We start from the raw sequence: 21,364 nt of genomic DNA, 5'->3' as shown, positions 1-21,364 counted from the left end.
AATTCCCTGAATAAAAGGGTTTACAGAATTTTTTTAACCGAAATGGAATAGCTTTTGCTCCATATCCCCCATAAACATTAAAAATTAACGATATGAACTTAATTATCCGATTGTTCGTAACGGCAATAGTTGCCTATCTTTTAACGAAAATTTTACCGGGAGTACATTTTGAAGGATTTTCTTCAGCCATTATTTTTGCTATTGTATTGGGAGTCCTGAATATATTTGTTAAGCCTATTTTAAGCTTATTCGGACTTCCACTGACCATTATTACGTTAGGATTCTTTGCATTGGTTATTAATGCTGCCATTATCCTTATTGCGGATTACTTTATAAATAGTATGGTGGTAGATGGCTTCTGGTGGGCATTCATCTTTAGTATACTCCTGTCAATTGTCACCTCTCTGGCTAATTCAATGTTCTCAGATGGAGATTAATTGATTCAAATAAAGGTATAAAGTCCGTTGGTATAGTGCCGGCGGACTTTTTTGTTGGAAACGGTAAGAGAACTCAATCATTCTTTAATATCTATAACCGAAAGTAACTTCCGGCTTCCTTCTTTCATCTTTCATCCTAATTTTAATGTTAATTATTTCGTTAATCTTTATTTTAAGTACTAACTTTGGCAATCTTTGAATTTAATAATAGGAATGTATGAAGTAAAATGAATACACGTCCGTTAAAAATGAATATCAACATATGAAACTTAAGTACAGTCTGCTGGCTCTGGCAGCTCCGCTCTTAATGAATGCACAACAAGTAATGACGCCTGAAATTCTTTGGACTTTGAAAAAAGTAGGAGTACAGGCAGTTTCACCGGATCAGGCTTCCCTCATTTATAAAGTAGGGCAGGTAGATCTGAAAACAGAAAAAACAAAAAGTGAGAACTATTTCCTGAATGTTCTTAATCATCAGTCTTCCAAAATAGATTTCGGTAAAAAATCTTTGATTCAATGGGATAAAAATGGGATCTATGCCCAGGAAGGAGATAAAATTTACCTTTCAAAGGATGCTGGGAAGACATGGAGTGAATTTTATACCATCGGGGAAGCTGACAATATTGTTATTTCTCCGGACGGGAAGAGAATTGCTTTCAGTAAGCAGGTTCTGGTGGAAAAACTAATGGGGAAAGACAAATATGCTGATACTCCCAAAACTACTGCTCAGGTATACACTGATCTGAACCACAGACATTGGGATTACTTCAATGAAGGAAAATACAATCACGTATTTGTTGTCAATACCTCTGATAAAGTAGATTCCGCAAAAGACCTGTTGGAAGGAAAGACCTGGGACTCTCCCCAGAGACCTTTCGGTGGCGCTGAAGATTTTATCTGGAGCCCGGATTCTGCACAGCTTTTATACGTTACAAAACCTAAAAGTGGTAAAGAATACGCAACAAGCACCAATACGGATATCTTTGCCTATGATATGGCTTCAGGGACAACAAAGAACCTTACAGAATCTAATAAAGGATATGATGTAAACCCTAAATTCAGCCCGGATGGTAAATCGTTAATCTGGCAGAGCATGGCCAGAGACGGGTACGAAGCGGATAAAAATGATGTAAAAATCATGGATTGGAAGACAGGCAAAACAACGAATCTTACCGCAGCCTGGGATGAAAGTGTTTCCGGAGATGTTCTTTGGGGGGCAGATTCAAAAACAATCTATTTTACAGCCGCATACAGAGGAACAAAACAACTTTTCTCATTAGATTCAAAATCAGCAAAAGTACAGCAGATTACCAAAGGGGATTTCGATGTTAATGAAATTTTTACCGATAATAAAACTTCACTTTTAGTAGGAAGAACAGACGTAAACCACGCTACAGAATTGTTCTCTGTTAACCTTAAAAACGGGGAAATGAAGCAGGTTACTGAGGCCAATAAAGAAACTTATGCTAAACTGGCTCAGGGAAAATCTGAACTTAAAATGGTAAAAACTTCCGATGGCAAAGAAATGGGTGTTTGGTTTCATTATCCACCCAACTTCGACCCAAATAAAAAATACCCCACACTTGTATATTGCCAGGGAGGCCCGCAATCTGCACTGACCCAATATTTCAGTGTAAGATGGAACTTTGCTTTAATGACTGCCAATGGCTATATTGTAGTAGCTCCTAACAGAAGAGGAATGCCGGGATGGGGTACAAAATGGAATGAAGATATATCAAGAGACTGGGGCGGGCAGCCAATGAGAGACTATCTGGCAGCAACAGACTATGCAAAAACATTACCCTACGTAGATGGAAACAGGGTAGCAGCAGTTGGAGCAAGCTACGGAGGATACAGTGTATTCATGCTTGCCGGAATCCATGAAAACAGATTCAAAACATTTATCGCACATGATGGGCTATTTGATATGAAATCCTGGTATCTGACAACGGAAGAGCTTTGGTTCGCCAACTGGGATATCGGTTCCCCATGGGAAAAGCCACTGCCGAAAGCATACACAGAATTCAACCCAAGCAACTTTGTTGATAAATGGAACAAGCCTATTATGATTGTTCAGGGAGGAATTGATTTCCGTGTACCTTACGAACAGGGACAAGAGGCTTTCCAGGCTGCGAAATTAAAAGGATTAAAATCTAAGCTGGTTTACTTCCCGAACGAAAATCACTGGGTGCTTCATCCGCAAAACGGATTGGTGTGGCAGAGGGAATTCTTCGACTGGTTAAAAGAAACATTATAATACATCAATGGAAGCGGGCTTTAGCCCGCTTTTTTATATTAGAAAATTCAATGGCTTTAGTCAAAATTGATATATTTGAATATGCAAAACCGTATTTCCTCATTCCCACCCCTTATCGATCACCAATCTGAAATTTTAATTTTAGGTTCAATTCCCGGTGTAAAATCTCTGGAAAAGCAACAATATTACGCCCATCCGCAAAACAAATTCTGGAAAATTATCTTTGAGCTGCTGAATGAAGAGGCTACCGAAAACTATACAAAAAGAACTGAAGTCCTGAAGAAATACCACATCGCTCTTTGGGATGTCATAGATTCCTGTGAAAGAAAAGGAAGCCTGGATTCTGAGATCAGAAATGAAGAAGCCAATCAGATTGCTGAACTTCTGGAAGAGCATCCCAACGTTAAAGCTATTTTCTGTAACGGTGGAAAATCCTACAAAAACCTACAGAAGCTGTTAGGGAAAACCTACAGACTGCCAATCTTTTTACTGCCCTCTACCAGCCCGCTTCACACAATATCTTTCGAGAAAAAATTAGAAGAATGGAAAAAAATCCTGGATTTTCTGCAATAGGTTTTTACCTCGTAAATTCCGCAGATTTTATTCGTGGATCTGTCGCTAAATATCAGTCTCCAATCCACAATTTTTATTTACAGATTGGCTTGTATAAGTTTTGGCTAAAGCCAACGGAGGGTCTTTTATTATTTTGGCGGACGAGAGTCTGCCTCTATAAATGAATTTTGCAAATTACCAATCATTCCCGATGACAACAAAAAACAGGAATCAACTACCAACTAAGTACTTTCTCAATCCTTTCAACAGTTCCAGCTGATTTCTTGCCCTGTCCAGATTATGTTCAGGATATTGTATGGAATAATAAGTGCTTCCATTCAGGTAATCGGTCAGGAAGCGTACAGCCTGAATATAAATAACAACCTGTGCTGCATAATCCAGATTATTAACTTCTTCCGGAACCATCTTTTCCCTTAGATCACATAGAAAGCCTTCTTTTACAGCTTCATATATTTCTGCATTGAAATTTTCTGTGGCTGTTCCGTCATCTTCAACCGTGGTATTGGTATATGATCTGGCTATATCTCCGAAATCATACAGTAAAGTAGAGATCATGACCGTGTCCAGATCAATAATGGCTAAAGGCTTGGAACCCCTGAAGAGAATATTTCTTACATTCGGATCACCGTGAATAATTCTTTTGGGAAGAGAGCCGTTGCGTTCCATATCAATCCATTGCCGGGGAAGCGTAATAAGCTTGTTGGTTGCTTCAATTTCGGCAGAAGCGGTCGTTATCAAAAGGTTTTCAGCTTTATCCAAAGCAGTCCTGTAATCTGAAATTCTTTTTTCAAAGTTGACAAAATCAGGAAGCGGAGTTTGGATCTCCGGAATATTTCCGGTATTGATGGTGTTGAGAAAACAGCCTATTGCTTTTGCTGATGCATATGCCGTTTCGGAATCAGGTATTCTGAAAAAAGTTGTGGTGTCTTCTATAAAAGCGGTCATTCTCCATGAGCCGCCTTCCTGATCTTTTACAATAAATTTTCCTGTTAAAGAAGGAATGGGGATGATAAGCTGTAACGGATAATTTCCATTTTCCAGAAGCTGGTTAACTGCTAAATGGTTATTAATAATGAGCTCAGGCTGTCTGAAAACATGATGGTTGATCTTTTGCAGGATAAATTTTTTCTGCCGGTCTGAATTTTCCAAAAGATAGGTGGTATTGATCAGGCCGTCACTGATGGGAGAAAGAGTATAATTTTTCGTTCCTGTAAATTGGGTAGCAATATCATTTATTTCCATAAATCTTCAGGGTATCTGTTATTTTGAATCTCCGATAGCAGGAAATCCTTAATATTCTTTTTGTCATCGGCATATGTAACTCCCATCCATTGTGAAGGAGACGTTTTTACCAGAACTTTTATATCCTTTTCATCCATCATTCTCTGGACGGCGGAAGGGATATAAAATTCCTGGCCTGGCCCCGGCTCAGATTCTATGAAATCATAAAAGTAAGCCTCCAGAAAACAGAAAATATGGGGATTAAAAATGAAGAAGTTCATAGATACAAGGGTATCGGGGGATAGTTGTCTATTCTCTCCGCTCTCGTTATAAATGATGGTGCCATTAAGTTTTTGGATGGAAGTTTGTTCTTCCACGCTGATCAGGTAATGTTGGGGATCCAATGTGCATATTCCTCTTGCTACAGTCCCATGACCGCTTAATGTTGTGCTTACAGGATAAGCAATCATTCCAAACTGCAATTCAGAAATATGATGATGGTCTATTTCATCAGCAGCCAGCTTATAAGCTTCCTTTCCATAAAAATCATCCGCATTGATCATAACAAAAGGCTCCTGTATTGTGTATTTGGCACAGAGAACGGCATGGGCTGTGCCCCATGGTTTTTCACGTGCAGGATAATCAAAACCCTGTAACGGAATACTGTTGATTTCCTGACAGATCCAGTGCAGCTCAAAGCTTTTGATTTCAGAAATGTGATTAAGCCTGTCAATATAGCTTTGAGGAATAAATTTATTGACAATGATGACTATTTTCCGAAAGCCGGCTTCCAGTGCATCGTAGATAGAGTACTCCAAAATCGGAGAACCGTTATCAAGTATTCCGTCCACCTGTTTCAATCCTTTATAACGGCTTCCTAATCCGCCGGCCAGTATAAGTAATGCTTTTTTAGAACTCATCAGTCATTCCAAATACAGGTTTACGGGTTTTCCACTTTCCGTTGGTGAAATCAGGAATATCTACCATCTGCCCTCCTTTGGCAATAGATTCTTCACTTAATGGAGTGATAGAATACCATAACGCAAGATCATAAACATCCATCGGGAACTCTATATTCCGTTTAATACATTCAATAAAAGTATTCATAACGAAGAAATCCATTCCACCGTGTCCTGCTCCGGCAGCACTGCTTTCGAACTTCTTCCACATCGGGTGGTCATACTCCTTCATCCATTTTTCCGTATTCTCCCAACGATGGCTGTGGCTCATTGTTTTTTCAAAATAAATATGTCCCTGATTAAAATCTCCCCAACCGAAATCCTGCCACAATCCTTCAGTTCCCTGTATTCTGAAGCCTAAATCATAAGGCCTCTGTAAGCTGGTATCATGGGTTAAAAGGATCGTTTCTCCATTAGCACATGCAATCTGAGTAGTTACAATATCTCCCTGGTTGAATTTTACCTTGGCATTCGGGTGGTTTTGTCCTCCCTTAGCGTGTTCTACGATGTATTTATGTAATCCTACAGACTTTGAAGAGAATGAAGACAACCTCGTCAGGCGGTTTCCCCGGTTGATATCCATCATCATGGCAACAGGTCCTAATCCGTGGGTAGGATATAATTCTCCGTTACGTTTTACATAATGTTCCGTTCTCCATTTAGCCTCACTGAAGCCTTTATCTCCAAATTCCACTCCGGAATGGTAAGGGGTAACCCCGTCATTGAAAAGGACACCTCTTAAATCATGCTGATAACCGCCTCTTCCATGAACCAGCTCTCCGAACATTCCCTTACGGACCATATTCAGAATGGCCATAACATCTCTCCGGTAGCAGACGTTTTCCATCATGAAAATAGGGACTTTTGTTTCCTCATATACTTTTACAAACTCCCAGCAGTCCTGAAGTTTTATAGCTCCTGAAACCTCCATGCCTACAATCTTTTTAGCACGCATTGCTTCTACACCCTGAGAGAGATGCCATTCCCATGGAGTGGCAATCAAAACAGCATCTATTGTTTTTAATTTCAAGAGATTCCGATAATCATATTCACCATTGGAAAACTCCTGAGCCGCCGATTTGCTGTTGTCTTTTAATATCTTTTGAGAAGCAGCAAGCATTCTTTTGTCCGGATCTGCAAACGCTACAATCTCTACATCATTACGTTTTGCCAGCAGTTTTAAATGTTCCTGTCCGCGAAGTCCTACACCAATAAATCCGACACGCACTTTTTTATCTGTTTTAAAATCATTGGAATAGGCAAATAAAGAATTGGGAAGAACCAGAGCACCAAAACCTGCCAGAGCAGCTGTTTTAATGAAGTTTCTGCGGGAAGTATGATTATCCATCTATTTTTTTTCTAAATATATTAAAACTTTTGTAAACAACGATGGAGTGGGGGATACTGGTTCAAAGACCGGAGAATAATAGCAGAATAGCGGTACTGGTTGACCGTTGCCGGATGTTGGTTGACGGGAGAGCTATATTACAGACGAAAAGTCTTGAAATGGATAACCTATATCTGAATCAATAGTAAAAAATAAACAAGCAGCCTTAATAAACGATGGTCCATAATAAGCTGCAATTACATTTTCAGAAGAGTAAGGAGCTGATTCTGTAGAACCTTTCAAAAGGTTAGTGATAGAATGGAATCTGATAATGCCTGTTAGATAAACCTTTGTAAGTAAGTAATTCAGCTTGTCATTTTTGGTCCAAAGAAACAGAACCGTTGAAACAGTCTTCTTTTACAGGAGAGGCAATCGTTTTTCCGATTTTCTGTATTTGTGGATGAATGGTATTGAACATTATCAACATAAATCCTGTCAGAATATATTTCATAGGGCCGTAGTTTAAATGAACATTAGAATTACTTACTTCAAAGGTAAGTATCTGATGGTATTATTTTTCCATATAATATACTTCTTCATAAGGCTGGATCAACACCCATCCATGCCCTGAGAACTTCATCTGGAATTCCTCGCCGCTTCCTCTTCCGATAAGGCTTTTGAATGAAACGTTGGTTTTCATTTCAGGGTTCAGGTTTCCGGACCATGCTACTGTAGCATTAGGGTCTGTGAACACCGGGGTATCAGGAGTTACCAATAATGTTAAAGGATCTCCGTGGGTGGTTATTGCAATATGTCCGGTTCCGGAAAGTTTTACCTGGAAAAGTCCGCCAGCCATCATTCCTGCAACACTTTTAAGCATGGTGATATCACTTTTCACACTTTGCTCGTGGGCCAGAACGTCGTTTCCGTTTACACACACCGATTCATTGTTCAGATAAAGGATACGGACTTTTTTACCGGAGTCTGCCACATATAGTTTTCCTGTTCCTTCAGCTTTCATCAGCTTTGTACCTTCTCCGCTGATTGCTTTCTTTAAAAGATTTCCGATTCCTCCGGACAGCATTCCCTGTCTTTCAAAATTAATGTTGCCCACGTAGCTTACCATACTTCCTCTCTTCGTCCATACCGCCTGATTATTCAGGTTGATTTCCAGAAGGTGCTTGGTTTCCAGTTCAAAATAATCCCTCTGTTGCGGATTCTCTTTGGTTTCATTGATAAATGCTTCAATTGAATACTTGCTCATAATTATAATTTTTTAATTTGCTGCTTTATATTGTTAGTGTTTTAGTTTGTCGAGTTTATACTCTCTTTTGTTACTTTTGGGATTTAGATCCACAAATTCATAGTCTTCAAAATTGGCAAGCTGAGCTTTGAACATTTCTGCTGCCTTTTCTACGGACCAGGTTTTAGGATAATGAAAACCTTCAAACTCAGCATTGAAAATCTCTGCTTTGAACTCATGGGAAAATTCATCATCGCCAGAGTACGTCAGTGCTATTTTACCAGTCCATGTTATATCATATTGATTATTGCCTGTTTTTGAAAACCGGATCCGATGGTCCGCACAGCTGTCATGTCCCAGCAAATAAATGCTGAAGGCGAGATCAGCATCATCAAAATGTTGTTCAGACGGGAGATCGCTGGTGAAAAGTTCATGTTTCACAATAGTATCAAAATCCAGCTTTTCACCCAGTTTGTTAATTCTGATCCCTCTTTGTTCGCTCCAGTAATTTGACGATAGCGTACACGCATGGTAATTTCCCCACACTATTTTGGAGTCCCAATCAGACAAAGTTTCGTCTTCTTCCTCTTCTTCTTCGCTGTTTTCATCGTCATTGGCATAATAATTTTCAGTTTTTAAATGAAAATCAAACCAGATAAATCCATTTTCGTCAATACGCCCGCTCCAGCTGAAAGTATCAATTTTATGTCCGTTAGGATATGGATTATCAAGGAAATATATTTTACTTACAGATTCCATGCTCAATTTCAATTTTTCCAAAAATACACTTTTTTACGTTTTAAAACTTCCCGTAAAATCACGGTTTTATATTTGAATTTAAATAATACTTGACAAAGGGGTACTGAATGTCGTATATTTGCACTCCGAAAATTACACCTTGTAATTTCAATAATTTTTAAACCGTAATTTAAAAAATGAAAACATCAGATTTTAATTTTGATCTTCCTGCGGAATTATTGGCAGAACACCCATCAGAACACAGAGACGAAGCCAGATTAATGGTTCTTGACAGAAAAACGGAAACCATTGAGCATAAGCTTTTCAAAGATGTGGTTGATTATTTTGACGAGGATGATTTATTTATCTTCAACAATACCAAAGTTTTCCCTGCACGTCTTTATGGAAATAAAGAAAAAACAGGTGCTAAAATTGAAGTTTTCCTTTTAAGAGAGCTTGATAAAGAAACAAGAGTTTGGGATGTACTGGTAGATCCTGCAAGAAAAATCAGAATTGGGAACAAATTATTCTTCACTGAAGATGAATCTCTTGTAGCTGAGGTAATTGATAACACCACTTCCAGAGGAAGAACTCTGAGATTCTTATTTGACGGATCTTATGACGAATTCAGAACCAAATTAAAAGAACTGGGAGAAACTCCGCTTCCAAAATATATCAAAAGAGCTGTAGAGCCTGAAGATGCAGAAAGATATCAGACCATCTATGCAAAAGTAGAAGGAGCTGTTGCCGCACCTACAGCTGGATTACACTTCTCTAAACATTTGATGAAAAGACTGGAGATTAAAGGGATCAATTTCGCTGAAGTTACGCTTCACGTAGGATTGGGAACTTTCAATCCAATTGAAGTAGAAGACCTTTCTAAACATAAAATGGAGTCTGAAGAAATCATCATTGATGAGAAAAATGCTGAAATTATTAATAAAGCCGTAGATGCTCACAGAAGAGTATGTGCAGTAGGTACCACTACTATGAGAGCATTGGAAACCTCTGTTTCTTCCAATAAAAAAATCTCTGCTTTCAATGGCTGGACTAATAAATTCATTTATCCTCCTCACGATTTCGGAGTGGCTAATTCAATGATCACCAACTTCCACACACCGAAGTCTACTCTGATCATGATGATTGCAGCATTTGCAGGAAGAGATTTCGTAATGCATGCTTATGAAGAAGCCGTAAAAGAAAAGTATAAATTCTATTCTTACGGTGACGCAATGTTAATTTTATAAAAAATAAGTAAAAAGAGCCAGGTTAAAAAGTATACATCGGGATAAAACCAAACGGTTGACTAAATTAGTACGATTTCAGCTTGGGAAATTAGCTGCTTCAACAGGGGCTAAAAATATTTTAGCTGCAATAGTTAACAATACTGAACTTTAAGAACTTTTTACTTTTAACCTGGCCCTTTTAATATTATGAAAGATATCCGTACATTATCATTAGACCAGCTTAAAGACTACTTCGTATCTTTAGGAGAAAAACCGTTTCGCGCGAAACAGGTCTATGACTGGCTGTGGAGTAAAAACCTCCATTCAATTGATGAAATGACGAACCTTTCAAAAACACTTCGTGAAAGAATTTCCGAAGAATATACCATTAATCCGGTTTCTGTAGATCTGCTGCAGAGAAGCTCAGACGGAACCATTAAAAACGGAGTGAAGCTTCATGACGGACTGATGGTAGAATCTGTTCTTATTCCAACCGAAACAAGAACTACAGCCTGTGTGTCTTCACAGGTAGGCTGCTCATTAAACTGCGAATTCTGTGCTACAGCAAGGCTGAAAAGAATGAGAAATCTTGAAGTAGCCGAAATTGTAGATCAGGTTGCCCTGATTGACAGCCAAAGTAAAATGTATTTCGACAGACCGCTTTCCAATATCGTATTTATGGGCATGGGGGAGCCGATGATGAACTACAAAAACGTGGTGGAAGCGATCAGAAAAATTACCCAGCCTGAAGGCCTGGGAATGTCTCCAAGAAGAATTACCGTTTCTACATCCGGAATTCCGAAAATGATCAAAATGCTTGCTGATGATGAACTGCGTGTGAAGCTGGCTTTATCCCTTCACTCAGCAATCGAATCAAAGCGTAACGAGATTATGCCTTTCTCTGATAAATTCCCATTAACGGACATCATGGAAGCGCTTCAGTACTGGTATCAGAAAACCGGTTCTGTGATTACTTTCGAATATTGTGTCTGGAAAGGGATCAATGACGGAGACGAGGACATTAAAGCCCTTATAAAATATTGCAGGCAGGTACCTTCTAAAGTAAACCTGATCCAATACAATCCAATCGGGGACGGAAAATATGATCAGTGCAATAAACAGGCGGAAGAGAATTATGTTCGCCAGTTAGAAAATGCAGGAATTACTGTTATGATCAGAAAAAGTCGTGGTGGCGACATTGATGCAGCCTGCGGACAATTGGCCAATAAAACAGCCGATTAAAATTTCCTTAAAAAAACGAAAAATTTTCTTAAAAATTCCTTAAAGTCCTACCTTTGTATTAAAGTTAATACGTGATGATGGACTTTTTAATGAGCGAAGACGGGCTTGAAAGTGTATATGCATGGGCAATTCCGCTGCATGCTGCTGTTATTTTGGCTGAAATGATCTACAGTCATGTTTCGGAAGCTAAATTGTACAGCGGGAAAGATGTAGCTACCAATGTCTACCTTGCCCTGATGAATTTCGGACTGGACCTGGTCATGAAAGCCTTTGCCATGGGAGTCATGTTTTTCTTTTACAGTCACAGGCTTTTCTCTTGGGATTTTACGGCATGGTATTATTGGCTGATCTGCTTTGTGGTAACAGATTTTGCCTATTATGTGCTGCATTATGTAGATCACCGTTCCAGAGCATTCTGGGCTGTTCATATCACCCATCACAATTCAGAGTTTTTTAACCTTACGACCGGATTCAGAAGTCCTGTTCTTCAGCCGCTTTACAGGTATTTATATTTTTCTCCGCTGGCATTTTTAGGTTTCAACCCATGGCACATTATGGTCGCATATGCTATCGGGCAGGTGTATGGAACCTGGGTGCATACCCAGACTGTAAAAAGTATGGGTTTCCTGGAATATATCCTGGTAACCCCTTCCCATCACCGTGTTCATCATGCCTGCAACATTAAATATCTGGATAAAAATATGGGAATGTGCCTGATTATCTGGGATAAAATTTTCGGAACTTTTGAAAAAGAAGATCCCAATGTGCCTGTAAAATTCGGGATTTACCCGAAAATGCCGGACAATAAGCCCGATACAGTTCTTCTTTATGAATGGAGGAAAATATGGAAAGATCTCAGACAGCCGGGACTTAAATTTACAGACAGGATCAATTATATCTTCAACTCCCCGGGATGGAGGCATGACGGAACAGGGAAGACGGTGAGACAATATCAAAAAGAGTATTTGGCAAGACAAGCAAAAAAACAGGAACAGAAAAAGCAGTCTGCCTGATCCCCCTTTACATTATTTACATCAATAAAAATCTACAATAAAATCGATGGGACGGGCTTAGGCCCGTTTTTTATTAAATGAAAGATCAGAAATCATAATGTTCATTCTTTCAATTATCCGTAAACCTTTATTTTTGCTTTATGAAAAAAATACTCCTGCTTATTACAATAATAAGTCTACAGACTGTAGCGGCCCAGCAAACTGAATTTTTGAAAATACGAAAACACAGGCTGGGCTATTTAGATGATAAGATCAAAGAAACTTCGGGGCTGAGTATTTTTAACGGGAAATTATATACTTTCAATGACAGCGGTAATGATCCTGAGCTTTTTGAGCTGGATGATACAACAGGCAGTATAAAAAATATCCTTAAAATCAATGCTAAGAATAAGGACTGGGAAGCTTTGGCGAATGACGGGAAAAACTTCTATGTTGGTGATTTTGGAAATAATGCCGGAACGAGAAGAGATCTGGAAATTTATAAGCTGCCTTTCGGGAACCATGAGTCCAAGAATGATTCCATTGCCAAAATTTCTTTTTATTACCCGGATCAGACAGAATTCATTCCCAAATACACTGATAATGATTATGATGCGGAAGCTATGATTTACCTGAATGGAAAACTGCATATCTTTACCAAAGAATGGGCTTCAAAATCGACTTCTCACTATATAGTTGATCCGGAAGTAACTGGAAAACAGGAAGCTCTGAAAACAGAAGCTTATAAAACCAACTTTGTAGTAACCGATGCTGCTTATTTTGATAAAAAACTATATCTGGTAGGATATACCAAGAAAACAGAAGTCTTTATGGATATATTTACCGAAACAGAGCCAGGGATATTTTTTAAGGAAAAGCCACGGCATTATTATCTGGGAAGCGCTTTAGCGGTAGGGCAGATTGAAGGTATTGCTGTTGATGAAAGAGGGATTTACATTTCAGGGGAGAAATTTAAATCAAAGTTCGGAAAGGCAGAACCAGCACTCTATTTTATCCCGAAAGACAAACTCAAAGATTAATTTTATCTTAAAATTGCCTGAAAAAAATTATCTTTGTGATCATTAATTAGTATTTACCTATTATTCGCAGATTGTGGCCAATATTGTAGAAGAAATCAAACAACCGATCAATGAGGAAATGAAACTTTTCGAGCAGAAGTTTTATGAATCAATGCAGAGCAAAGTGCCTTTATTAGATAAAGTAACCCGTTTTATTGTTACTACCAAAGGTAAGCAGATGCGTCCGATGTTTGTATTTCTGTGTGCCAAGCTGATTGGTGAGGTTAATGAGAAAACGTATCGTGGAGCTTCCATGATTGAGTTGATTCACACGGCTACACTGGTGCATGATGATGTGGTGGATGAAAGCTTCAAACGCCGTAATTTTTTCTCAATCAATGCCCTGTGGAAAAATAAAATTGCTGTTTTGGTTGGAGATTATCTTTTATCCAAATCCGTGCTGCTTTCTACAGACCATAAGGATTACGATCTTCTCAGTGTAATTTCCAGAACAATCCGCGAAATGTCTGAAGGGGAACTTCTTCAGCTTGAAAAAGCCAGAAAACTGGATATCACGGAAGAAGTATATTACGAGATTATCCGTCAGAAAACAGCAACACTTATTGCCGCCTGCTGTGAGATTGGGGTCCTGTCTAATAATGCAGATGAAGTCCTTGCCAAAAAGATGCAGGATTTCGGAACCTATACCGGAATGGCTTTCCAGATCAAAGACGACCTTTTTGATTACCTGAGCTCAAATGTTATCGGGAAACCGGTGGGTATTGATATCAAGGAGCAGAAAATGACCCTTCCTTTGATTCATACCCTGAAAACAGCTTCTGAAAAAGATAGAAAATACTATTTCAATACCATAAAACGTTACAATAACAATCCGAAACGGGTAAAAGAACTGATTGAGTTTGTTAAAAGTTCAGGAGGCCTTGACTATGCCGTTCAGGTGATGAAAGATTTTCAGCAGAAGGCAAAAGACATCCTGAATGAATTTCCGGAATCTGAGCCCAGAAGGTCTTTACAGATCATGCTGGATTATGTTATTGAGCGGAAATTTTAGGTTAAATAATCTTCATGGTGAGAATAATAACAGCTAAAACTATACAAAATAAGGCGATTAAAAATAAATAATCCGCAATAGTCTCAAATCTGATTTCCTGCTTTTCATGCTTCGTTCTGATGGCCAGAAATGAAAAAAAACAACTGCACGCAAAAAGAAGGCAGGCAAGACCTGCAAATTCGTCTAAATGTGTGTTGTGACTGATCTTTGTGATTTTAAGAGAGGTAATGATAATCAGCGAAAAGCCTAAAAGATTACTGGAAGCATTCAGGATATGAGGCGACTTTTTTTCCATCTGTTACAATTTTTTTCAAAATAAAACACAATTTTTTTTATTATCAAATTTTTAAAAAAGATTATTAAAAATTAAAATTAATTTAAAAAGTGTATATTAGCAGAATACTTGAAGAATAAAAACTTTTATATCTAGCTATGCAGACAACTTATATTGAAACACAGCAAATTTCCTTCCAAGATTTTAAAAATCAGATACTTGAAGACTACAGGTTAGGAAGGATTTCCCGCGAAATGTCTTATCTCGGAAGAAGAGAAGTGCTTACGGGAAAAGCTAAATTTGGAATTTTTGGAGACGGTAAGGAGCTTCCGCAGCTGGCCATGGCAAAAGTTTTCAGAAACGGGGACTTCCGTTCAGGGTATTACAGAGACCAGACTTTTGCATTAGCAGCAGATGCATTAACAGTGGAAAGTTTCTTTGCACAGCTATATGCCGATACAAGCGTAGAAAGAGAACCTGCCTCAGCAGGAAGACAGATGAACGGACACTTTGCCACAAGAAGTCTGAACGAAGACGGAAGCTGGAAAGATCTTACGGCTCAGAAAAATATTTCTTCAGATATTTCGCCTACCGCAGGACAGATGCCAAGATTATTAGGATTGGCCCAGGCTTCTAAAGTGTATAAAAGTGTAAAATTTAAAGGATCTGAAAAATTCTCGAAAGACGGGAATGAGATTGCTTTTGGTACCATTGGGGATGCTTCAACAGCAGAAGGCCATTTCTGGGAGACTTTGAACGCAGCATGTGCCCTTCAGGTTCCTATGATTGTTTCTATCTGGGATGACGGGTACGGAATTTCTGTACCGACTAAAAACCAGAGAGCAAAGGCCGATATTTCTGAAATGTTAAGCGGTTTCCAGAGAAAAGAAGGCGAAAATCAGGGATGTGAGATTATTCAGGTAAAAGCATGGGATTATCCTGCATTATTGGATGCTTATGCCAAAGCAGAACATTTTGCAAGAACAGAAAGTGTTCCGGTAGTGGTGCATGTGATAGAAGTTACCCAGCCGCAGGGGCATTCCACCTCAGGTTCTCACGAAAGATATAAAAATGAAGAGCGTCTTGCCTGGGAAGCAGATTTTGACGGATTGGTGAAATTCAGAGAATGGATCCTTAATTATTCCATCGAAATTGATGGAAAAGAAGAAATCATTGCTACTGCTGAAGAGCTGGATGCTATTGATGAAGAATCTAAAAAGGCTGTAAAGGCGGGCCAGAAAAATGCCTGGGAAAATTATCAGAAAGCCATCACAGAACTTATTCAGGCTGTTCTGCCATTGGTAGAAAATCTTAAAGGACAGAACGCTGAAATAGAAGGATATATTGCCCAGTTCAATAAGTTAGTTTCCAAGGCTAAAAAAGATATATTCCATCTGGCAAGAAAAACGCTTATGGCAACCAGAGGGACAAACTCTGCGGAAAGAAACCAGCTGATGCAGAAGTATCAGGAGGTATTTGAAATAGAAAAAGATAACTATTCTTCCCATTTATATTCCCAGTCTCAATGGAAAGCTGAAAATGTAAAAGAAATCAAGCCGGTTTACTCAGACGCTTCTGAAGAAGTAGACGGAAGAGTAGTGGTAAGAAATAATTTCGATAAAATATTCGAAAAATATCCTGAAACCTTAGTATTTGGGGAAGATGCCGGAAATATCGGTGATGTAAACCAGGGACTTGAAGGAATGCAGGAAAAATACGGTGATGTACGGGTAGCCGATACCGGAATTCGTGAAGCTACCATCCTTGGACAGGGAATTGGTATGGCAATGAGAGGATTGAGACCAATCGCAGAGATCCAGTATCTGGACTATATTTTATACTGCCTTCAGGGAATGAGTGATGATCTTGCAACAGTTCAGTACAGAACAAAAGGAGGTCAGAAATCCCCGGTAATTATCAGAACAAGAGGGCACAGACTGGAAGGGGTATGGCACTCAGGTTCGCCAATGGCGGGAATTCTTAACCTTTCTAAAGGAATCTTAGTACTGGTTCCGAGAAACCTTACCAAAGCAGCCGGATTCTATAATACCATGCTTCAGAGTGATGATCCTGCAGTAATTGTTGAATGTCTGAACGGATACCGGTTAAAAGAAAAGCAGCCTGATAACTTAGGTGAATTCACTGTTCCTGTAGGTAAGATTGAAATAACCAAAGAAGGAAAAGATGTTACTTTGGTAACTTACGGCTCAACATGGAGAATTGTCATGGAAGCCGCAGAAGAATTGGAGAAATTAGGAATTTCAGCTGAAGTTATCGACGTTCAGTCACTGATTCCTTTCGATCTTTCCCACGAAATTGCAGAGAGCGTTAAAAAGACCAACAGGCTGGTAGTAATTGACGAAGATGTAGAAGGAGGTACTTCCGCATTCATTCTACAGCAGATCCTTGAAAAACAGAAAGCATTCAGATATCTGGATTCTGATCCGTTAACAATCGCTGCAAATGACCACAGACCTGCCTATGCAAGTGACGGAGATTATTTCAGCAAACCATCATCAGACGATATGGTTGAAAGAATCTACGCGATGTTCCACGAAGCAAATCCTCAGAAATACCCTTCAGTATTCTAATCAGGATTAAAATATAATCAGCCGCTTTCCAATGGAGAGCGGTTTTTTTTATTGCAGGGTTTAATTTTCCGCTGATATTTAAGCTTAATCTCTATCAAATTCTTACATTTGAATTCAATAGAAAACTGTTTCCATGAAAATCACCAGGCTTGTTATCCTATTTAATTACAGGAAGATCATTTTAGGAGCTGTTATTTCCCTCATCCTTTTTCTCTTATCCTTTCAGGTGGATTCCCGTGACTGGATTCTATTTTTAAGAATAATAAGTGCCCTTATCCTTTTGAATATCATTGCATCTGTTGCAGCGTCTTATATTCTTTACGACAAGTCCGATCTTTATGAATTAAATAATTTGAAAGGTATTGTAGACTGGAATAAAACAGAGAAAGCGGTTTTGATTCATGCCAGCTTTGATCCTTTATCCACACATTTAGAAAAGAAATACCCGAATCTGCATTTAACGGTCTGTGATATTTATGGCAACAGGCACGAGCATGAAAGCGGAATAAACGTTTCAAAGAAGCTGTTTCCACCCAATGATAAGGAGATCAGAATATCGCCGGATAAACTGCCTTTTGAAGATGGCTCTCAGGATATTATTCTTGCTGTTACTGCCGTTCATGAAATATTGGATCATGAGAAGCGGGTTTTGTTCTTTAAAGAAGCCAAAAGAGTGGTGAAAAAGGGAGGATTCATTATTATTTCGGAACAGTTCAGAGATGTAACCAATTTCATCTTCTTTAATATTGGTGCTTTTCATTTTCTAAGCCGTAAACAATGGGAAAAAGCCATCTATTCCGCAGGCCTGGAAATATCAGAGAATAAAAAGATCACTCCTTTTGCTGATATGCTGGTTATAAGAAATAATTGAAAAGAATAAACTTTTAAAGAGGTATCTTAAATTTCTGATTTTCAGGAGAAGGCATTCTACCAGTTTTCTTTACCAGTTGATTGTTTCTTTTACCGATTCCTTATTCAGTATACTGCAATGCTCAGAGTGTATTTCTTTATTTTGATATTTTGCTTCCCATTCCTCCAGTTTATATAAAATAGGAAGCAAAGCCAATCCTTTTTCCGTAAGAGAATATTCCACTCTTGGGGGCAGCTCTTTAAATTCTTCACGAATGATGAGGCCATCAGCTTCCATCTCTCTAAGCTGGTCGGTCAGAACTTTTCTTGAAATCACATTAATCCGTACAGCCAGCTCCCCGAAACGAAGCTTCCTGTCTTTGATTACAAGAACAATAATGGGTTTCCATTTGCTTCCCAAAGCAGACATTGCCTTGCCCAGAGGGCAGCTGTATTGCATCAGTTCATTCTTTTTCATAGGAAAGATATTTATTTCTTGGTTATCATTTAGAATCGGAATTTCATATGTTACTTCAACGTTACTATTGAAAGTTACTGCGAAGTTACCACTATTTTTTCAATGAAAGATACAAAAACAAACTATTATTAGTTACTTTGTGTAACAATTTAAAAATGCACTAGCAAAAAATATTACAAAATGAGTACAGAATCATTGTTTACACCATTTAGCTATAAAAATTTAGAGCTTAAAAACAGAATCGTTATGGCTCCCATGACCAGAGCACAGTCTGATAACGGAGTGCCAACGCTTAAAATAGCAGAATACTATGCAAGAAGGGCTGCTTCAGAAGTAGGATTAATCCTTTCGGAAGGAACGGTTATCAACAGACCGGCTTCCAAAAACCTGCAGAATATTCCGGATTTTTACGGAAATGAGGCATTGGCAGGCTGGAAAAATGTGATCAATGCCGTTCACCAGAATGGAGGTAAAATGGGACCTCAGATCTGGCACGTGGGGGACACCAGAATGGCGGAGGATTATCCGCTGGTTCCGATGGAAAAGGTATCTACAATGACTATTGAAGATATTCAGGATACGATTGCCCAATTTGCCGCTTCTGCTAAATCAGCAAAAGATCTTGGATTCGACTGTCTGGAAATTCACGGAGCTCACGGGTATCTTATTGATCAGTTCTTTTGGGAAGTAACCAACACCAGAACTGATGAATATGGTGGGAAAACAATCAAGGAAAGAAGCCGTTTTGCCGTAGAAGTGGTAAAAGCAATCAGAGCTGCCGTAGGAGAAGACTTTACTATTATTTTGCGCCTTTCCCAATGGAAGCAGCAGGATTATAAAAGCAGGCTTGCCGAAACTCCCAATGAAATGGAAGATTGGCTTCTACAGTTAAAAGAGGCCGGAGTTGATATTTTCCACTGTTCACAGCGCCGCTTCTGGGAACCGGAATTTGAAGGCTCTGATCTGAATTTTGCAGGCTGGGCCAAAAAAATTACCGGGCAGCCAACAATAACAGTGGGGTCTGTGGGATTAAAAGGAGATTTTCTTAATGCATTTGCCGGCCAGGGAACCGAAAAAACAGATCTTACAGAACTGACACGCAGACTTGAGAAAGAAGAGTTTGATCTGGTAGCAGTAGGACGTGCCATTCTTCAGGATTATCAGTGGGTTCAGAAAATCAAAACCGGAAATACGGAAGAATTGCTGGATTTTTCCGCAGAAAGTATGGGGAAACTGTTTTAGAGTGAATGGTGAATTTGCTTTGCAGTCAATTATTCAGATCGTTAAAGATTTACTTTACGGAGTAAAAATTGATCATTGAATCTACCCGGCATAAAAATTTCAGATACACTTTATTTTTATATTTAATTTTTCACCTATTTATTTAAAATCCGGCTTTCAGAACCTCCTGAAAGCCGGATTTGATTTTTTAGTATTGTAGGTTGAGTCATCATTAAAATGGTATAGGTTTCTATAACAGAATGTTTATAGATGTTTTTTTCAAAAGGTATTTCAAAAAGAAATTTATGTCTAATGATCAAAAAATCCGCTCCAAAGAGATGGAGCGGACTACTAACAGATTTAAATATCTAAAACTGCCGTTACCGGCAATAGTGATTGTGTTTATAAACCAATATTTTTGGTTGGTTTCAACTGCTTCAGAATGTTTTTTGGAATGGCATTCTTGTGAACCAGGATAGCGGTAGACTTATATTCAACATAAGGTCTTGTTACATAAAGATACCCATCAAAATCATTGGTTACACCCCATGAGTTTTTAACCATATAATATTCTTTTCCGGTCTGGTCTTTAGCCAATCCTACAATATGCATGCCGTGGTCATCTGTTGTAGAAAGATTATTTAAAGCTTTCTGACGCATATCCTCGGTAATGGTTTTATCTTTTTTAGGTTCCGTAAACAAAGATTGCTTATTATCTGCATTAATTTGGTCCAAATCCATGTCAGGAACATAAGCTACTCCGTTTTTATAAGAGAAATAAGGCTCGGACACATCTGTAGCCCAACCCACGGAATATCCTTTATTTACAGCATTGTCAATAATTGCTGTAAGGTCTTTCATCGGAACATTCCAGTCAGAATCGTGGCTCCAGTTATCAGGAATCGGAACGACAAACTTCTGGTAGTATGGATAATCTTTATAAGAAGAAATTTCTACATAATCTTCGGGGTTGATGCCTACAACCTCTTTTGCAAAAGTTTTTGGAGTGTAATTTTTTCCCTCATAGGTAAAGTTAGCAGGTACCTTCCCAAGGTGTTCATCCAGAATAGCATCTACAGAATCCATCCAGTTATCCGTAAGCTTTCCTTTTGAACCTGCCTGCACAAGGCTGTCAAGAACAGGTTTCAGTTTTCCCTGCATTTCCTTAAAGTTATTAAGGGTTTGTCCCGCTTTTAGTCCGGTATATACGTCCTGAGGCACGGCTCCGTATTTTTTGTACATATTAATCACGTCGTGAAGTTCACCTCCGTCACCCCAGCTGATTGCTCCGCTGTTCAGTACATATAATTTAGCTTTATCATGGTATGAATTTCTTGCTGTGAAAATTTCAGCAAGATCTACAGGCTTTTTACCCATTCTCTGCATTTCAGATTCCAGGAAAGAATTTCCCGAATAACTCCAGCATGTTCCGGAAGAACCCTGGTTTTTTACTGAAGTAGCTCCCACGTCTTTTAATGTGGTGAACTGGAAATTAGCATTTTGAGAGTGATTGTTTTTTAGTTTGTTAATTAAATCATCTTGGGCAAACATCATACTTCCTGCAGACAAAACAAAAAGTAATGACACAAATTTGTTATTTTTCATTACTATAAAAAGATTATTTATATAAATAGTCGTTCATAGT

General features: G+C 38.7%; 20 protein-coding genes. 11 read left to right on the top strand and 9 right to left on the bottom strand.

Going from position 1 to position 21,364, the window contains the following annotated elements; genetic code table 11:
• The first annotated feature begins 92 nt into the window (after positions 1–92).
• The 3 genes from AOB46_RS02585 (at position 93) to AOB46_RS02575 (ending at position 3,267) form a co-directional block, all read left to right on the top strand.
• The gene (locus AOB46_RS02585; protein ID WP_062696468.1) at positions 93–437 is read left to right on the top strand and encodes a phage holin family protein; all 345 of its coding nucleotides are present in this window, start codon (positions 93–95) and stop codon (positions 435–437) included.
• Between the two features lie 262 nt (positions 438–699).
• Positions 700–2,694 (top strand): S9 family peptidase, encoded by a 1,995-nt coding sequence (locus AOB46_RS02580; RefSeq protein WP_062696467.1) that lies wholly within the window; start codon positions 700–702, stop codon positions 2,692–2,694.
• Positions 2,695–2,775: 81 nt separating this feature from the next.
• Complete coding sequence (locus tag AOB46_RS02575; protein WP_062696466.1) at positions 2,776–3,267, top strand: DNA-deoxyinosine glycosylase; 492 nt, start codon at positions 2,776–2,778, stop codon at positions 3,265–3,267.
• Between the two features lie 210 nt (positions 3,268–3,477).
• Here AOB46_RS02575 and AOB46_RS02570 read toward each other — a convergent pair whose 3' ends face one another.
• The 6 genes from AOB46_RS02570 to AOB46_RS02550 all read right to left on the bottom strand — a co-directional run bounded on the left by AOB46_RS02570 (position 3,478) and on the right by AOB46_RS02550 (position 8,797).
• The gene (locus tag AOB46_RS02570; RefSeq protein ID WP_062696465.1) at positions 3,478–4,509 is read right to left on the bottom strand and encodes a phosphotransferase enzyme family protein; all 1,032 of its coding nucleotides are present in this window, start codon (positions 4,507–4,509) and stop codon (positions 3,478–3,480) included.
• Positions 4,500–5,408, bottom strand: coding sequence for an NDP-sugar synthase (locus AOB46_RS02565; RefSeq protein ID WP_062696464.1), 909 nt, complete (start codon positions 5,406–5,408; stop codon positions 4,500–4,502). Before AOB46_RS02565 ends, AOB46_RS02570 begins: the two co-directional genes overlap by 10 nt.
• Entirely contained in the window at positions 5,398–6,795 is a 1,398-nt protein-coding gene (locus AOB46_RS02560) for a Gfo/Idh/MocA family protein (RefSeq protein WP_062696463.1), read from the bottom strand. The genes AOB46_RS02565 and AOB46_RS02560 overlap by 11 nt, the downstream gene beginning before the upstream one ends.
• Positions 6,796–7,147: 352 nt before the next feature.
• Positions 7,148–7,285, bottom strand: a complete 138-nt coding sequence (locus tag AOB46_RS23280) for a hypothetical protein (protein WP_157845030.1) — start codon at positions 7,283–7,285, stop codon at positions 7,148–7,150.
• A 60-nt stretch (positions 7,286–7,345) separates the two neighbouring features.
• Positions 7,346–8,038 carry an AIM24 family protein gene (locus tag AOB46_RS02555; protein WP_062696462.1) on the bottom strand — a complete coding sequence of 231 codons (693 nt, stop codon included), beginning with the start codon at positions 8,036–8,038 and terminating at the stop codon, positions 7,346–7,348.
• 33 nt (positions 8,039–8,071) lie between these two features.
• The gene (locus AOB46_RS02550; protein ID WP_131724305.1) at positions 8,072–8,797 is read right to left on the bottom strand and encodes a hypothetical protein; all 726 of its coding nucleotides are present in this window, start codon (positions 8,795–8,797) and stop codon (positions 8,072–8,074) included.
• Positions 8,798–8,952: 155 nt separating this feature from the next.
• Here AOB46_RS02550 and queA point away from each other — a divergent pair, with 155 nt between their 5' ends.
• The 5 genes from queA (at position 8,953) to AOB46_RS02525 (ending at position 14,306) form a co-directional block, all read left to right on the top strand.
• Positions 8,953–10,002, top strand: a complete 1,050-nt coding sequence (gene queA / locus AOB46_RS02545) for a tRNA preQ1(34) S-adenosylmethionine ribosyltransferase-isomerase QueA (protein ID WP_062696460.1) — start codon at positions 8,953–8,955, stop codon at positions 10,000–10,002.
• 186 nt (positions 10,003–10,188) lie between these two features.
• Entirely contained in the window at positions 10,189–11,223 is a 1,035-nt protein-coding gene (rlmN, locus tag AOB46_RS02540; protein ID WP_062696459.1) for a 23S rRNA (adenine(2503)-C(2))-methyltransferase RlmN, read from the top strand.
• A gap of 77 nt (positions 11,224–11,300) precedes the next feature.
• Positions 11,301–12,236, top strand: a complete 936-nt coding sequence (locus tag AOB46_RS02535; RefSeq protein WP_410470260.1) for a sterol desaturase family protein — start codon at positions 11,301–11,303, stop codon at positions 12,234–12,236.
• 140 nt (positions 12,237–12,376) lie between these two features.
• Complete coding sequence (locus AOB46_RS02530) at positions 12,377–13,255, top strand: hypothetical protein (RefSeq protein WP_062696457.1); 879 nt, start codon at positions 12,377–12,379, stop codon at positions 13,253–13,255.
• Positions 13,256–13,328: 73 nt separating this feature from the next.
• On the top strand, positions 13,329–14,306 hold the full coding sequence (locus AOB46_RS02525; RefSeq protein ID WP_062696456.1) for a polyprenyl synthetase family protein: 978 nt from the start codon (positions 13,329–13,331) through the stop codon (positions 14,304–14,306).
• 1 nt (position 14,307) lies between these two features.
• On the opposite strand, the gene AOB46_RS02520 is transcribed toward AOB46_RS02525, so the two are convergent.
• Positions 14,308–14,601, bottom strand: coding sequence for a hypothetical protein (locus tag AOB46_RS02520; RefSeq protein ID WP_062696455.1), 294 nt, complete (start codon positions 14,599–14,601; stop codon positions 14,308–14,310).
• Positions 14,602–14,738: 137 nt separating this feature from the next.
• Between AOB46_RS02520 and AOB46_RS02515 the strand changes: the two genes are divergently transcribed.
• Both AOB46_RS02515 and AOB46_RS02510 read left to right on the top strand, forming a co-directional pair.
• Entirely contained in the window at positions 14,739–17,171 is a 2,433-nt protein-coding gene (locus AOB46_RS02515; RefSeq protein ID WP_062696454.1) for a transketolase C-terminal domain-containing protein, read from the top strand.
• 133 nt (positions 17,172–17,304) lie between these two features.
• The gene (locus AOB46_RS02510; protein ID WP_062696453.1) at positions 17,305–18,042 is read left to right on the top strand and encodes a methyltransferase domain-containing protein; all 738 of its coding nucleotides are present in this window, start codon (positions 17,305–17,307) and stop codon (positions 18,040–18,042) included.
• A 69-nt stretch (positions 18,043–18,111) separates the two neighbouring features.
• Here the strand turns inward: AOB46_RS02510 and AOB46_RS02505 are convergent, their stop codons facing one another.
• Positions 18,112–18,498: a winged helix-turn-helix transcriptional regulator gene (locus AOB46_RS02505; RefSeq protein ID WP_062696452.1), complete on the bottom strand. Its 387-nt coding sequence runs from the start codon at positions 18,496–18,498 to the stop codon at positions 18,112–18,114.
• Between the two features lie 180 nt (positions 18,499–18,678).
• Between AOB46_RS02505 and AOB46_RS02500 the strand changes: the two genes are divergently transcribed.
• Positions 18,679–19,740, top strand: coding sequence for an NADH:flavin oxidoreductase (locus AOB46_RS02500; protein ID WP_062696451.1), 1,062 nt, complete (start codon positions 18,679–18,681; stop codon positions 19,738–19,740).
• 381 nt (positions 19,741–20,121) lie between these two features.
• Here AOB46_RS02500 and AOB46_RS02495 read toward each other — a convergent pair whose 3' ends face one another.
• On the bottom strand, positions 20,122–21,324 hold the full coding sequence (locus AOB46_RS02495) for an aminopeptidase C (RefSeq protein ID WP_062696450.1): 1,203 nt from the start codon (positions 21,322–21,324) through the stop codon (positions 20,122–20,124).
• Between the last annotated feature and the right edge of the window lie 40 nt (positions 21,325–21,364).

The sequence above is a fragment of the Chryseobacterium indologenes genome (assembly GCF_001295265.1).
GTDB classification, from domain to species: Bacteria; Bacteroidota; Bacteroidia; order Flavobacteriales; family Weeksellaceae; genus Chryseobacterium; species Chryseobacterium indologenes_A.
This window is presented reverse-complemented; position numbering and strand designations above follow the sequence as displayed.